Origin of the sequence: Flagellimonas lutimaris (assembly GCF_003581615.1) — a bacterium.
Classification (GTDB): domain Bacteria; phylum Bacteroidota; class Bacteroidia; order Flavobacteriales; family Flavobacteriaceae; genus Flagellimonas; species Flagellimonas lutimaris.
The window spans coordinates 454431-468030 of the sequence record NZ_QXFH01000072.1 but is presented as its reverse complement, the minus strand read 5'-3'; the positions used below and the strand labels follow the sequence as shown (position 1 = coordinate 468030).

Sequence of the window (13600 nt, the reverse complement as noted above, 5' to 3'; positions counted from 1 at the left end):
AATAGCTAGCAAGAAGATTGAAATGCGTCATTCTGAATTTATTTCAGAATCTCATCGAGTGGTGACCCAATCATTATGAGAACCTGAAACAAGTTCAGGTTGACGAAAACCGGCTCTTTGGACATCTTCCTTGGACAATTTTCCCTAATTGAGCTCAATTGCCTGAACATCAACAAGAAAAGGGGCCAAACCTAAGTTTGACCCCTTGCACTTCAACTTCAACATCACAAACACTTAAGTTTTACTTCATGTCGTGCATTTTCAATTCTTTCACCAATTCTTTTGTGGTGAACACACGGCTTGAAATCATTTTATAGTTGGTTTGGGCAGCTGCATTACCATCCAATCCAGGTAGTTTGGCAGAAGCTGTAGCGTCACCCACTACGGCTACTTCAAAACCGTTTTCTACCAATTCCCTCATATGTGATTCAGCACACAGGTTACCGGACATTCCTGCCAAGATTACTTTGTCCACACCTTGTTTTCTCAACTGCAAGGCCAAATCGTTGGACTCGGAACCGAACACTTTGTGAGGACTTGTAACTACTACCCTATCCTTGTTAATGTACTTTTTGTAACGAGGCAACCAATCGGCACCGGAACCTTCAAAACCTTTTACGTTCAATTGGTCCCCACGGTCGAACATGCTGATGTTGTGCATTAATTTTTCGAGGGTTCCCTCAAACTTCCACACATGATCGTGCTGGTAGTAGTAGTGGGGAGAAATAAATACGGGAATGTTGTATTCTTCGCCCAGCTTAAAAATGGTCTCCAAGTTCTCGATGGTGTTGTTCTCCTGAACGCTCTCTCCTACAGCTCCCCAGGCCACACCATCGGGGCTAAGGAAATCGTTTTGTGGATCGGTGATTACAATGGCGGTGGTGCCGTCAATGATAAAACCTGGTTCTGGTAATTGAGCATGGAGCCCCGAAATGGTAATCATGAACACGGTAAGTGTTCGCATCAAATTTTTCATGGTATTTTATTTTAACTGATTAAACTTAAATTTTGATGGTACAAAGTTGCGGCAATACCGAGCATGAAAAAATGGATGAACTACGCCAGTGAATGGACAATTTTCCTCTCTTTTGATTTATCTCAACATCAAACTGATAATCTCGTCCATTCAAACAGGCTATTGGTGAATTCAAATGGGGGATTCGTCAATTGCGTGCGCAAAATAATTGCGTATGATGTAGTTTGATCAAAAAATAAGAGTATGACTACACTTGAAACTATAAATGCCTTACAGATATTTTGTTTGATTATGGCGGGCATCATAATCTTTATCGCTGGCTGGCTGTTCGGTGCCGAATGGAGGAAAAGAAACCAGGTTTGATACAATACCAGAATTGTATTGCCGTTCAACCAAACCTGAACCTACTTAAACCTACTTAGCCATTTTTTGGAGAGCACCCAATATTGAATCTATTTTGGCCTACTTTGGAGATGGACAATTCACTGTAAGGATTGATAAGCTACGTAGTGGGGAAATCCGCTATCTCTGCTGGCACAAAAGCAACAGTATTTTGGCCAAACCCAATTTGATCTTACGGCATGGAAAAGTTAACGAAACACCTAATGGAGAGGTTACCGAGTTTATTTTTCACCATAACGAATCAACATTTATCGTGGAACATATTGTCTCTAAAATGGAGGGGGGAGCCAATTACTTTTTTATTGAGGTTACCGATAACCAACAAAAAAAAAGTACTTGGAAAATGAACCAAATGCCAATTCCCAAGTACTTTCAATAGTTATTATGATGTAATCTTATCCTTTGTAGGTAACCCTATAAATAGCATTGCCCTCATCATCGGAAATGAGCAAAGAACCATCTTCCAAGAACAATAGGTCTACAGGTCTACCAAAAGCCTCTTGCGACTCCTCATCCAACCAACCATCAATAAATGGTTCATAACTAACAGCTTTGCCATTTTCCAGCTTAACCATGGTTATCCTGTACCCTACTTTGGAGGAGCGGTTCCAAGAACCATGTTCGGCCAAAAATGCATGGCCTTGATATGCCTCTGGGAACATAGGTCCTTTTCCAAATTTTACACCCAAAGCAGCTACGTGTGCTCCTAAAGGTTGCACTGGGGCCACAAAATCGGAGCATGGGCGCTGATCGCCAAATTCAGGGTCTTTTACCGTTCCACCGTGACAAAATGGGTAGCCAAAATGCTGACCCACTTCGGTAAGTTTATTTAATTCACCCGGAGGTACATCGTCACCCATCATATCCCTACCATTATCGGTAAACCATAGTTCATTGGTATCTGGATGCCAGGTAAAGCCAACTGTATTTCGAACTCCGTGTGCCACGATCTCGCGATTGCTACCATCGGGATCCATTCGAGTAATCGTACCAAAGCGCTCATCTTCATCGGTACGATCACAGATGTTACAAGGTGCACCTACGGGAACATATAATTTATTGTCAGGACCAAAAGCGATGTATTTCCACCCGTGGTGAAATTCGGTCGGGTAATCGTCATAGATCAATTCAGGTTCCTGTGGATTTTCCAGTTGCGATTCAATGTCGGAATATTTAAACAAACGACTCACTGCGGCCACGTACAAAGCGCCATCTCTAAAAGCCAGTCCGTTAGGCTGCTCCAAATCGGATGCAATGGTGTAGGTCTCATCCACCCTATAATCGCCATCCGTATCTTTTAGCGCATAAACATTTCCTTCGTTTCTGGTCCCCACAAAAAGGGTTCCATCGGCACCCATGGCCATGGAACGAGCACCTTCCAAGTTTTCTGCATAGACATCTATGCTAAAACCTTCTGGTAGATTAAGACGGTCCAATGGTAGATCACCGGTATATTTTAGTGCTTCTTGGGCATTCTCCGCTACTTCCTCGGTAGTTTCCTCCTCGTTACCTTCTTTGTTTCCTTTACATGCAATAAAAGCTACTGAAAGCATCAGTATCAGTACAGACCTTAAGGTCAACGTATACATTCTCATCTTGTTATATTAGGTGTTTTGGTTTCTGAATCAATAAAGCTATGATAAAATGATGGAAAGAGGAAGAACTTTGGGGTTTGATATCATTCATCCGTATCAGAAAGTCTGACACGAATTGCCCAAAATCCTTGTAATAAATCTATTATTCTTCCTTGTATTCGGAAAGATTGCCTTGGTACCACATATTTGTTCGGTGGGTACTGGAAACGGTAAGCCTTGCTGTACCATTGGGATACAATTGTGCAATTACCTGAAATCCTTCAGATTTTTCACTTATTGTAAAACGCATGGTTTGTCCGACTCCTTTTTTATTCGGAGAAAATGAGAGATCCTTAGGTATGCCCTCGAATATGATTCCAGTTTTGTTTTGATTGTAGTATCCGCCCATTCTGCGTTCGCCGAAAAAGGGAAGGTCGGCCATTACGCTATCGCCTACCATGCGAAAATATCCTCCGGTTCCAGAGATATCGATTCGGCTTGCCGTACTTCCTGGCGGCAACAAGCCCGCATTGGCAATGCTATTAAAGCTTTGGGTTGCCATGGGTTGCGCCCAATTGGCTTGAATCTCAAATTGTTTGTTGGAAATCATTTGGTCCAATGCTGCGATTTCCTCGGCTGTTGCATTGTTTTTGCTCGATGCGCATGCTATAGAGGTCAACAGTACGATGTACGCCCCTACTTTTACTATAGACTTCATTGATTTGATTATTAACTTCTAACAAGTTACAAAATGCCACAATCAAATCCGTGATAAATAACTGTGTTTTAACGTTTAAAACGTTCAAAAATGGCCAACGTCTTTTTGGTGTTGATAAAATAAACACCTGTCAACAATATTACCGCTGCCATTATAGACTGTAACGTAATCTGTTCATCCAAAAAATACCATCCTAAAAGCAATGCGACAATGGGGTTAACGTAGGTGGATGTCGCCACCTTTTCCGGTGATACCGCCTTTAAAAGATAATTGAAGGATGTGAAGGCCAATATACTTCCAAAGATCACTAAGAGAACCATAGAAATTTGCACCTCTCCGCTCCAAACCATTGGGGAGGACCATTTTTCACCAAACCCAATGCTCATCAACGCCAAAATCAGTCCTGCCGTGAACATTTGATAGCCAGTGTTGACGAAATAATTGGTGGGAAGGTCTGCTTTGGCCACAAAAAGACTTCCGTAGGCCCAACTGAGCATACAAAAGAATATCATGACCATTCCAATAATGGAATCTTCTTGTGCAATTACCTGTTTTTGACTTACCAGTAAATAAATTCCAATAATACCAAAAATGACCCCTATTACCGACATGGGTTGAATTTTTTTGCCTTGCAAAACGCGCATCAACAACAAAATAATCAAGGGTTGGGAAGAAATCTCCAATGCGGCAAAACCACTATCCACGTAGCGAAGTGCCCATACCACTACTCCATTTCCAAAACTAAGAAATAGAATTCCCGCAATTATCGTATTTAGTAACTGCTTTTTGGTAATGGTCAAAGGGATTCCCATAATCTTGGCCAAAAGGAAAATACATAATCCTGCTGTAGTGAACCTACAACTGGCCAGCATAAAAGGCTCCAACTCCAATACAGCTATTTTGTTTAATAGGTATGTAGAGCCCCAAATAACATAGATGGCAAAAAAAGCCAAGATAACGAGGACAGAGTTTGAGGATTTTGCCATAAGAAGACAGAGTTACTGCCTTGCAATATTACGTATGTTTATGGAAGAAATTATCGATGCCGATAAATTTTAGAATAATTTATTTCAGCGATAAATAAAGTGAAGTTATTAATCCACTAGGTATGAAGCAATATCGTTTTCCAATTTTTTGAAGTGCTTTAAATGTTGCTCAACTTCTTTATTGTTTGCTTCTTTTAAATCCGTCTTTCGTTGTTGAATCTTGGACACAATCCGATGGTGATGTTTTGTATAGTTTTGGATACTCCTTTTCAGTTCATAAAACTTTTCAAATTGTTGCGGGCATTTTGGTTCGCAGGTGTACGAGTTTAATTTTTGCGACAGGCGCTGTACCATTTTATTATTTCGCTCCACCCGCACCAATAGCTCTTGTTGGTGCTCAATATTATTCTGGGTGATGTTTTCCATAGAATCTCAAAAGTTTTAACATTAACAGATTGACCTCTATTAAGTTACATAAATTCTTTCAAATTCCCGACGGCTTAACTCACATTTAATGGTTTATTTAACATCTATAAACAAAAAAAGCCCGGTCAATACCGGGCCTTTGTATCCAATTTTAGGTTGATGCCTAATTCTCGGTTTTCTCGTAAGCTTCTTCTTTAAGCTCGTCACTTGCAACAATGGCAAGCTCTACACGTCTGTTTGCAGCTTTACCTGCGGCAGTTTCGTTGCTTTCCACAGGTTGTTCCTCACCATACCATTTGGTTGTAAATCGTCCACTGGAAATGCCCTTAGCCACCAAATAACTTGTTACGGCTTGTGCCCTACGTTGGGAAAGACCCATATTGTATTCGGCCGCGCCGTCACTATCGGTATGACCTTCCACTAATATGTTGGTTTTTGGATATTCCTTAAAGATTCCAGCCAATTTATCCAAAGTGGCAGCAGAAGCACCTTTAACGTCGGATTTGTTAGTGTCAAAATAAACACCGTTCTCACCACTAAAGGTAACATTGATTCCCTCACCTACTCGTTGTACTTCGGCACCCGGGATTTCTTGTTCGATTTGTTCCGCCTGTCGATCCATACGGTTTCCAATGTAACCACCGGCAGCACCACCCACCACGGCACCAATAATGGCACCTAGAGCGGTATTTCCTTTACCTACATTGTTTCCAATAACACCACCGATAACTGCACCGCCACCAGCGCCAATTGCAGCACCTTTTTGGGTGTTATTTGCGTTTTTGATGGCATCGCAACTGATAATCATGGTCAACGCCAAAAAAGCTGTTGCACCTTTTAAAACTATATTTTTCATGAATTTATTTTTTTGAGAATTCGTAAACAATAGTCACGGGTTTTCCGTCAACTGAAACATTGGAATTAAGGGTCATGGATTGCTCCGATAGACTCACAATGTTAAGACGGTACCCATATCCTCCAGAGATATCCTTTCTGTTTTCGTCAATAAACTTAAACTGAAGTTGACTCTGATAGTTCTGTTGCGGCTCCACCACGGACCATCTAAAAAAACGGTCTCCACCTTGGCAAAGCGAGCTTTGCTTTATGGTGTAGCGTCCTGTACTATTGTTGTCCCTAAAGAACCATTCACTGTCTTCAAAGCAGATATCCTCTGCATCATTGAAGATGGTCGATTTAAAGTTTCCAGTATTGTTTTCGTAGTAAACGTTATCCAAATTCCAAGTGCCGCTGAACAGATTTCGCTGCGTTCTAGCACTTTTGGAAACGGAACATGACGAGAGCAAAAGTCCCATCACTGTAAAAAGTAAAAGTGATCGTTTAATCATAAGAATTAAGTTAATGTTCAAAAAATATACGATTTGGGGTATGTTTCTAGTTGTTAAATTATTAAAAAAATAGCTAACCAACTGGTTTTAATATTGATATAATTCAATTAATTCCTCTTCAAATCTTTTTTTAGGCAAAAAATTAGCTTCAAGAGATTTTGCAAAGGGTACCGGAGTTTCCAAACTCCCCACCCGTTTGACCGGGGCATCCAAATATTCGAAACAGTTTTCCATCACCATGGCCGAAATGTCGCTGGCTATTCCGCCGAACAAAGTGTCTTCTTGAAGCACAATCAATTTCCCTGTCTTTTTTACCGAAGCAAAAATGGTTTCCATATCCAAAGGTTGAAGTGTTCTTAAATCTACTAGGTCTGCATCAATTTCTGGATGCTTATCAAGCGTTTCCATAGCCCAATGCACTCCTGCACCATAAGTGACCACCGATATGGAATTCCCTTCCCTTAAAAGGCTGGCCTTACCCAATGGCAGTGTATAATAATCGGTGGGAACATCACCTCTAATGCTTCTATACAATCCTTTATGTTCAAAAAAGAGGACGGGATTTGGGTCGTTTATAGCCGTGTTCAACAATCCTTTGGCATCATATGGAAATGCTGGATATACGACTTTGAGCCCAGGAGTTTTGGTAAACCAGGCCTCATTGGTCTGTGAATGAAAGGGCCCCGCCCCTACACCACCTCCGCAAGGCATTCGGATTACCACATCCGCTTTTTCGTTCCAGCGGTAATGCACTTTAGCCAAATAGTTGACAATCGGATTGAACCCGGAACTCACAAAATCGGCAAACTGCATCTCCATAACAGCTTTCATTCCGTTGATGGACAATCCCATGGCCGTGGAAACAATCGCTGACTCACAAATGGGCGTGTTTCTTACCCGGCTCCTCCCAAATTTTGGTACAAAACCTTCCGTAATTTTAAAAACACCACCATAATCAGCAACATCTTGCCCCATGATTATCAGTTCGTTGTGACGGTACATGGATTGTTCCAATCCTTGAGATATGGCATCAACAAACCGTATATTCTCACTTGAGTTTGATTCAGGTTCAATATTTTGATATTCAAAATCTTGATAAACCTCTATTAATTCTTTACTTTCATTGGAAGATACATCTGGTTCATCAAAAGCGAGCTGTAAGTTCGAGTTGATTTCCTCGGTAAAACCTGCTTTGATGTCCTCAATCATTGCTTCTGTAAGCACTCCTTCCTCCAACAGAAAACTTTCATAGTTAGAAATAGGGTCTCTCTTTCCCCACTCCTTCATCAATTTATCAGGGACATACTTCGTGCCGCTTGCCTCTTCGTGCCCACGCATCCGAAACGTTTTGAACTCCAAAAGTACTGGACGTGGTCTTCTGCGAATTGCCTTGCACAGTTCATCGACCTTGGCATATACCTCCAATATATTGTTTCCATCAATAATTCTGGACTCAATTCCATACCCTTTGGCCCTATCCGCCAAATGCTCGCAATTGTATTGCTCGTTTGTTGGAGTGGATAGGCCATACCCATTGTTTTCAATGCAGAACAGAACGGGCAAATTCCAAACTGAAGCAACATTCAACGCTTCATGAAAATCACCTTCACTGGTTGCCCCTTCCCCAGTAAAAACAGCAGTCACCCGCTTCTTTCTTCGCAACATATCTGCCAAAGCGATACCATCCGCAACCCCAAGTTGAGGGCCTAGATGGGAAATCATCCCAACAATTTTGTATTCCTGCGTGCCAAAATGAAAACTACGGTCCCTACCCTGGGTAAACCCGCTTTGTTTTCCCTGCCACTGGGAAAAAAGTCGATTTAAAGGGATGTTTCTGGAAGTAAAAACGCCCAAGTTTCGGTGCATGGGAAGGATATACTCATTTTCCTTGAGCGCCTTGGTGACACCCACGGAAATAGCCTCTTGCCCTATACCACTAAACCATTTGGAAATTTTGCCCTGCCGTAGAAGAATCAGCATTTTTTCCTCTATCATTCTCGGCTTCAGCATGCCTTTGTACAAATCCAGCAACTTTTGTTGTTCCAAGCTGCCAACATGATACCTCATACAATTAAATTCTGTTGGATAAATGTAGTAAAAAGCCCTTCAAAACACCTTAAAATTCCAAAACCTTCAGCAATATTCCCTATTTTTGATCTAACATCAAAGATGACGATATGAGTGCTATCCCAAGTGTAGACCTGAAAGATTTTGTTTCGGGCGACCCAAAAAGAAAAGAAAAATTTGTTGAAGAAATCGGTGCTGCTTTCGAGGATATCGGCTTTGTAGCGCTAAGCGGACATTTTTTATCTGATGAATTGGTGGAAAACCTATATGCCGAAATAAAAAAGTTCTTTAATCTTCCGCAAGAAGTGAAAGATAGATATGAAATAGAAGGCATTGGCGGTCAACGAGGATACACCTCTTTTGGAAAAGAACACGCCAAAGGCAAAAAAGAAGGTGACCTTAAAGAATTTTGGCATTTTGGACAATATGTAGAGGACAATGCAAAGCTTGAAGCCGAATACCCCGACAATGTGACCGTAGAGGAGCTCCCTGATTTTAATGAGGTGGGTAAGGAGACCTATAAAATGCTGGAAAAAACCGCAAAATATGTGCTTCGAGCGTTGGCTTTGCACCTAGGTTTGGAAGAAACCTATTTTGATGACCACATTAAAAATGGCAACTCCATTTTAAGACCCATCCACTATCCGCCCATTACCGAAGAACCCAAAAATGCAGTGCGAGCGGCCGCTCATGGTGACATTAACCTTATTACCTTATTAATGGGAGCTCATGGGAAAGGGCTTCAGGTAAAAGACCATGAAGGGAATTGGGTGGATGCCATCGCAAAACCCGACCAGTTGATGATCAATGTTGGGGATATGCTCTCCAGACTATCTAACAATAAATTGAAGTCAACTATCCACCAAGTAGTAAATCCACCCAAAGAGTTATGGGGAACCTCAAGGTACTCCATTCCGTTTTTTATGCATCCTGTAAGCGACATGCCTTTGAATTGCTTAGAAAACTGTATTGATGAAGAACATCCCAAAGCTTTTAAGGATATTACTGCCGGGGAATATCTTCATGAAAGATTGATTGATTTAGGATTGATAAAAAAATAGCCATGGACTTAGGAGACCAGCTTAAAAACTTATTTCCAGATCACGTTCCTTCAGAAGAACCTGAAAACAATAATGAAAAACCTGCTTATTGGATACAGGACGACCCTATTATCTGCAAATATGAAAAACGCAAAGGCAAACCCGTCACCATACTTGAAGGATACAATGGCGCCGATAGCGATTTTAAAAAATTGACGAAAGACCTAAAAACACTTTTGGGAGTCGGCGGAAGCTTTAAGAATGAGGCTATTATCATTCAAGGGGATTACCGGGACAAAATCATGGATTTCCTAAAGGAAAATGGATTTTCCGTAAAGCGTGTTGGCGGATAACTGATAATTTAGTAATAAACCATTATGGTTTTTTCTACATGTTAAAAAGTAGTCGCAAATACCAATGTTTTGTGAAAAAATTTTTGTGTTCCTGCTTTATAGCTTACTTTTATTATTCCTAACCAACGAAAACTGAGCTGAAAATGAAATCACTGTTGCACATAACCAACGGGGACAGTTTCACGTCTAGATTACAATCTTTGCAATTCAATGGAGATGTAATTACCTGGAGGGAAATGCTTTGCGAAGGCAAGACCCTCTCCACTGTAGGAAGTGAATCTTTTTGGAAAACAAGATTTGAGTTCCTCAATAAAAACTACAAAGTTTCCAAATCTTGGTTTATCGAGAAAACCCTTAAGGAATATCGGTCTCTTTGTAATCACAAACAACAAGACCAAATTGTTCTTTGGTTCGAATATGATCTTTTTTGCCAAATCAATATGCTAGCTGTGATCAGTTGGCTGAAAACTCACAGAAGGCATGCTGAAATTTCATTGGTATGCAGCGGTAAAGTAGAGGGTTCCGATAAACTTTATGGTCTTAATGAACTCAACGATGACAAACTGCTTGAGCTCTACGAAAACAAAAAAGTACTTTCACAGGACGATATAGAATACGCAGATTATATCTGGCAACTGTATTGCAGTGATAACCCAATTCGATTGGAAAACCAGATTGCCAACAATGATTTTCAATTCGAATACCTATCTGACGCCTTAAAAACACATCTAAAACGATTTCCTACCATTAAAAACGGACTTAACGATTTGGAGAACCACATTTTGGAGGTGGCCAAGCAGGTAAAGCCTGAGTCCAGAAAAGAGTTAATGAAGGAATTATTGACAAACCAAGGTTTCTACGGTTTCGGAGATACACAATACGACCGAATGATTTCTTCTTTAAAACCACTTTTTAGTTCGTTTGACCCTGTCAAATTAACCAAAAAAGGGTTGGATGTTTTAAAACTAGAGGCAAATTACTATTCGGAACTACGTGACAATCAAATGTATCTGGGCGGTTCCTTAAAGTATAACTTCCTATACAATACAGAAACGGACCGAATCCTTAAATTATAGCAAATGGGCTCATCACTGGGCAGTTCAGAGCTTATTCTGAATCCTGATGGGAGCATTTACCATCTCAACCTTCTTCCTGAAGATATTGCGACCACCATTATAACAGTAGGTGATCAAAATCGCGTGCATGAAGTTTCCAAATACTTTGACTCTATCGAAGTGAACAAAAGCAAACGTGAGTTTGTTACCCACACAGGGCACTATTCAGGAAAACGAATTACTGTAATCTCAACAGGTATTGGAACCGACAATATCGACATTGTTTTTAATGAATTGGACGCGCTTGCAAACATCGATTTCACTTCTAGGCAAATTAAATCCCAAAAGACGAAACTCAATTTTATACGGGTCGGTACATCCGGTTCTCTTCAACCGGACATCCCGGTTGACACTTTCTTAATCAGTTCCGCCGGCATTGGGTTCGACAACCTTATGCACTTTTATGACTGTGGACACATCAAAAACAGGGAACTGGAACAAGCGCTGACAGAATACTTGGGATGGGAGAAATACAACATTCACCCTTATGTTGTTGATTTTGATAAGGAGTTGGGTGCTGTTTTTGCTTCAAATCGTATACGATTTGGCGTAACAGGTACCAATTCAGGCTTTTACGGACCACAAGGCAGGTCGCTTCGGTTAAAGCTAGCCATTCCTGATTTCAATGAAAAGCTAGCCGATTTTTCATTCGGGAATTTTAGGGTAACCAATCTTGAAATGGAGACAGCCGCTATGTATGGCATTGCAAAACTGCATGGACATCGAGCTGTTTCGCTCAATGCAATTTTGGCCAATAGGGCTACAGGTGAATTCTCCAAACAAGGACACAAGACCATAGATAGGTTGATACAGTACACCTTGGAACAAATCGCCAAAAGTCAATTGGTATAATTTTCTGCGCCCATTTTTTTGAAAGATACCGCACGGAATCATAATTTTAACCCACAAAGAATCGAGACGTATGAAAACGGTAAAAATAATTGGGGTCCCCGAACATTTTAACCTTCCTTGGCACTTGGCCATGGAAGACAATGCATTTGAGGATAGGGGCATTCAATTGGAATGGACAGATATTCCCGAGGGAACGGGAAAAATGACTGAAATGCTGCAGGATGGAGAAGCCGACATGGGTATTATCCTTACCGAAGGCATTATCAAAAGCATTTCACAGGGTAACCTCAGCAAAATTGTTCAAGAATATGTCTCCTCTCCCCTTTTTTGGGGCATCCATGTAGATGCAAATAGCGAAAGAAATTCCATCAAGTCTTTAAAAGATGATAAAGTGGCCATCAGCCGTATGGGTAGCGGAAGTCATTTAATGGCCTACATCAATGCGCAGAACCAAGGTTGGAACACTGAAAATCTTGAATTTGAAATCATAAATAACCTGGATGGTGCCGTTGAAAATCTATCAAGTGGCTCCAACGCTTATTTTATGTGGGAACACTTCACCACCAAACCGCTTGTAGACAACGGAACTTTTAAACGGTTGGGGGACTGCCCTACCCCTTGGCCTTGTTTTGTGATTGCCGCTTCAAATGCATTTCTAAAAGAAAACGAAGGTGTCCTTAAACACATTTTAGAAGTAATAAATACCTACACCTCGGAATTCAAGCAAATCCCGAGTATTGATCGAACGCTTTCCAACCGATACGAGCAGAAATTAGAGGATATTAAGGAATGGCTATCCAAAACTACTTGGGGGCGGGAGCAACTTTCGGAAGCAACCGTCAACGAAGTACAATCAAGGCTACATGACCTTAATTTGATCGAGGAAATCAAGGAAGCTTCGCATTTTCTCTGGAAATAGATGTCTTATTGGGTGAAGGGTTAAAGGTGCTATGGTTAAGGTTTATATAATAAGAGCTAATTATGAAATCCATCAATCCAAAAATCCTGATGAGTTTACCAATCAATAGGCGCCTTGCCCATCTGCTCCAATAACTTATTTGTTTTGCTAAAATGCTGATTACCGAACCACAGCCCACGATTGGCACTCAAGGGCGAAGGATGTCCAGAGGTAAGAATGTGATGTTTACTCTTATCTATCAAAGTTGATTTCTTCTTGGCAAATCCACCCCAAAGCAAAAAAACAACCCCCTCCAATTCTTTGGAAACCGTCTTGATTACTTCATCGGTGAATTGTTCCCAACCCTTTTTTTGGTGGCTGCCTGCTTGATGTGCACGAACCGTTAAGGTGGCGTTCAACAAGAGTATGCCCTGGTCCGCCCAGTGCTCCAAGTTTCCACTTTCGGGATAGGTTTTTCCCATATCCACTTTAATTTCTTTAAAAATATTCACCAAAGATGGCGGGTGTGGAATCCCATCTTTTACGGAAAAACAAAGTCCGTTTGCCTGATTAGGTCCGTGGTACGGGTCTTGCCCAATGATTACCACTTTAATTTCTTGGAACGGGCAATGGTCAAAAGCGGAAAAAATATCCTTACCCTTTGGGTAGCAGGTATTTTGTTGATATTCCTGCTTCACAAAGGAAGTCAACTCTTGAAAGTAGGGCTTTTCAAACTCATCGTTCAACTGGGTTTTCCAACTCGGCTCAATATTCACTTCCATGTGCTGACTTTACTTCTTTTTTGTCAATTTATAGATCAAGTACCCAATGCCTACAACAAAATGCA

At 41.0% G+C, this 13600-nt stretch carries 15 protein-coding genes; 6 read left to right on the top strand and 9 right to left on the bottom strand.

Going from position 1 to position 13600, the window contains the following annotated elements:
- Positions 1 to 241 precede the first annotated feature (241 nt).
- Positions 242 to 976: a cysteine hydrolase family protein gene (locus D2V08_RS11950; protein WP_100818351.1), complete on the bottom strand. Its 735-nt coding sequence runs from the start codon at positions 974 to 976 to the stop codon at positions 242 to 244.
- Positions 977 to 1433: 457 nt separating this feature from the next.
- Here D2V08_RS11950 and D2V08_RS11945 point away from each other — a divergent pair, with 457 nt between their 5' ends.
- On the top strand, positions 1434 to 1757 hold the full coding sequence (locus D2V08_RS11945) for a hypothetical protein (RefSeq protein WP_119608365.1): 324 nt from the start codon (positions 1434 to 1436) through the stop codon (positions 1755 to 1757).
- A gap of 16 nt (positions 1758 to 1773) precedes the next feature.
- Here the strand turns inward: D2V08_RS11945 and D2V08_RS11940 are convergent, their stop codons facing one another.
- From D2V08_RS11940 to D2V08_RS11910, 7 genes are all read right to left on the bottom strand, one after another.
- On the bottom strand, positions 1774 to 2973 hold the full coding sequence (locus D2V08_RS11940; protein ID WP_119608364.1) for a PQQ-dependent sugar dehydrogenase: 1200 nt from the start codon (positions 2971 to 2973) through the stop codon (positions 1774 to 1776).
- A 142-nt stretch (positions 2974 to 3115) separates the two neighbouring features.
- The gene (locus tag D2V08_RS11935) at positions 3116 to 3670 is read right to left on the bottom strand and encodes a DUF4251 domain-containing protein (RefSeq protein ID WP_119608363.1); all 555 of its coding nucleotides are present in this window, start codon (positions 3668 to 3670) and stop codon (positions 3116 to 3118) included.
- A gap of 68 nt (positions 3671 to 3738) precedes the next feature.
- Positions 3739 to 4656: an EamA family transporter gene (locus tag D2V08_RS11930; protein ID WP_119608362.1), complete on the bottom strand. Its 918-nt coding sequence runs from the start codon at positions 4654 to 4656 to the stop codon at positions 3739 to 3741.
- A gap of 108 nt (positions 4657 to 4764) precedes the next feature.
- Positions 4765 to 5082 (bottom strand): hypothetical protein, encoded by a 318-nt coding sequence (locus tag D2V08_RS11925; protein ID WP_119608361.1) that lies wholly within the window; start codon positions 5080 to 5082, stop codon positions 4765 to 4767.
- Between the two features lie 163 nt (positions 5083 to 5245).
- Positions 5246 to 5938: a YiaD family glycine zipper/OmpA-like lipoprotein gene (locus tag D2V08_RS11920; RefSeq protein ID WP_119608360.1), complete on the bottom strand. Its 693-nt coding sequence runs from the start codon at positions 5936 to 5938 to the stop codon at positions 5246 to 5248.
- 4 nt (positions 5939 to 5942) lie between these two features.
- Positions 5943 to 6428: a lipocalin-like domain-containing protein gene (locus D2V08_RS11915; RefSeq protein ID WP_119608359.1), complete on the bottom strand. Its 486-nt coding sequence runs from the start codon at positions 6426 to 6428 to the stop codon at positions 5943 to 5945.
- 87 nt (positions 6429 to 6515) lie between these two features.
- Positions 6516 to 8495: an alpha-ketoacid dehydrogenase subunit alpha/beta gene (locus D2V08_RS11910; RefSeq protein ID WP_119608358.1), complete on the bottom strand. Its 1980-nt coding sequence runs from the start codon at positions 8493 to 8495 to the stop codon at positions 6516 to 6518.
- A gap of 110 nt (positions 8496 to 8605) precedes the next feature.
- Here D2V08_RS11910 and D2V08_RS11905 point away from each other — a divergent pair, with 110 nt between their 5' ends.
- From D2V08_RS11905 to D2V08_RS11885, 5 genes are all read left to right on the top strand, one after another.
- Entirely contained in the window at positions 8606 to 9556 is a 951-nt protein-coding gene (locus tag D2V08_RS11905; RefSeq protein WP_119608357.1) for an isopenicillin N synthase family dioxygenase, read from the top strand.
- 2 nt (positions 9557 to 9558) lie between these two features.
- Positions 9559 to 9888: a translation initiation factor gene (locus D2V08_RS11900; RefSeq protein WP_119608356.1), complete on the top strand. Its 330-nt coding sequence runs from the start codon at positions 9559 to 9561 to the stop codon at positions 9886 to 9888.
- A gap of 143 nt (positions 9889 to 10031) precedes the next feature.
- Positions 10032 to 10964 carry a DUF1835 domain-containing protein gene (locus D2V08_RS11895; RefSeq protein ID WP_119608355.1) on the top strand — a complete coding sequence of 311 codons (933 nt, stop codon included), beginning with the start codon at positions 10032 to 10034 and terminating at the stop codon, positions 10962 to 10964.
- A gap of 3 nt (positions 10965 to 10967) precedes the next feature.
- A complete protein-coding gene (locus D2V08_RS11890; RefSeq protein ID WP_119608354.1) occupies positions 10968 to 11855 on the top strand; it encodes a nucleoside phosphorylase in 888 nt (295 codons plus the stop codon).
- A gap of 70 nt (positions 11856 to 11925) precedes the next feature.
- Positions 11926 to 12774, top strand: coding sequence for a substrate-binding domain-containing protein (locus D2V08_RS11885; protein ID WP_119608353.1), 849 nt, complete (start codon positions 11926 to 11928; stop codon positions 12772 to 12774).
- 95 nt (positions 12775 to 12869) lie between these two features.
- Here the strand turns inward: D2V08_RS11885 and ung are convergent, their stop codons facing one another.
- Positions 12870 to 13535 carry a uracil-DNA glycosylase gene (ung, locus tag D2V08_RS11880; protein ID WP_119608352.1) on the bottom strand — a complete coding sequence of 222 codons (666 nt, stop codon included), beginning with the start codon at positions 13533 to 13535 and terminating at the stop codon, positions 12870 to 12872.
- Positions 13536 to 13600 lie beyond the last annotated feature (65 nt).

Bases quoted from the DNA above. Each gene is read 5' to 3' on its own strand.
- D2V08_RS11950 (WP_100818351.1), bottom strand. From the start codon at position 976: ATGAAAAATTTGATGCGAACACTTACCGTGTTCATGATTACCATTTCG.
- D2V08_RS11940 (WP_119608364.1), bottom strand. From the start codon at position 2,973: ATGAGAATGTATACGTTGACCTTAAGGTCTGTACTGATACTGATGCTT.
- D2V08_RS11935 (WP_119608363.1), bottom strand. From the start codon at position 3,670: ATGAAGTCTATAGTAAAAGTAGGGGCGTACATCGTACTGTTGACCTCT.
- D2V08_RS11930 (WP_119608362.1), bottom strand. From the start codon at position 4,656: ATGGCAAAATCCTCAAACTCTGTCCTCGTTATCTTGGCTTTTTTTGCC.
- D2V08_RS11925 (WP_119608361.1), bottom strand. From the start codon at position 5,082: ATGGAAAACATCACCCAGAATAATATTGAGCACCAACAAGAGCTATTG.
- D2V08_RS11920 (WP_119608360.1), bottom strand. From the start codon at position 5,938: ATGAAAAATATAGTTTTAAAAGGTGCAACAGCTTTTTTGGCGTTGACC.
- D2V08_RS11915 (WP_119608359.1), bottom strand. From the start codon at position 6,428: ATGATTAAACGATCACTTTTACTTTTTACAGTGATGGGACTTTTGCTC.
- D2V08_RS11910 (WP_119608358.1), bottom strand. From the start codon at position 8,495: ATGAGGTATCATGTTGGCAGCTTGGAACAACAAAAGTTGCTGGATTTG.
- D2V08_RS11905 (WP_119608357.1), top strand. From the start codon at position 8,606: ATGAGTGCTATCCCAAGTGTAGACCTGAAAGATTTTGTTTCGGGCGAC.
- D2V08_RS11900 (WP_119608356.1), top strand. From the start codon at position 9,559: ATGGACTTAGGAGACCAGCTTAAAAACTTATTTCCAGATCACGTTCCT.
- D2V08_RS11895 (WP_119608355.1), top strand. From the start codon at position 10,032: ATGAAATCACTGTTGCACATAACCAACGGGGACAGTTTCACGTCTAGA.
- D2V08_RS11890 (WP_119608354.1), top strand. From the start codon at position 10,968: ATGGGCTCATCACTGGGCAGTTCAGAGCTTATTCTGAATCCTGATGGG.
- D2V08_RS11885 (WP_119608353.1), top strand. From the start codon at position 11,926: ATGAAAACGGTAAAAATAATTGGGGTCCCCGAACATTTTAACCTTCCT.
- ung (WP_119608352.1), bottom strand. From the start codon at position 13,535: ATGGAAGTGAATATTGAGCCGAGTTGGAAAACCCAGTTGAACGATGAG.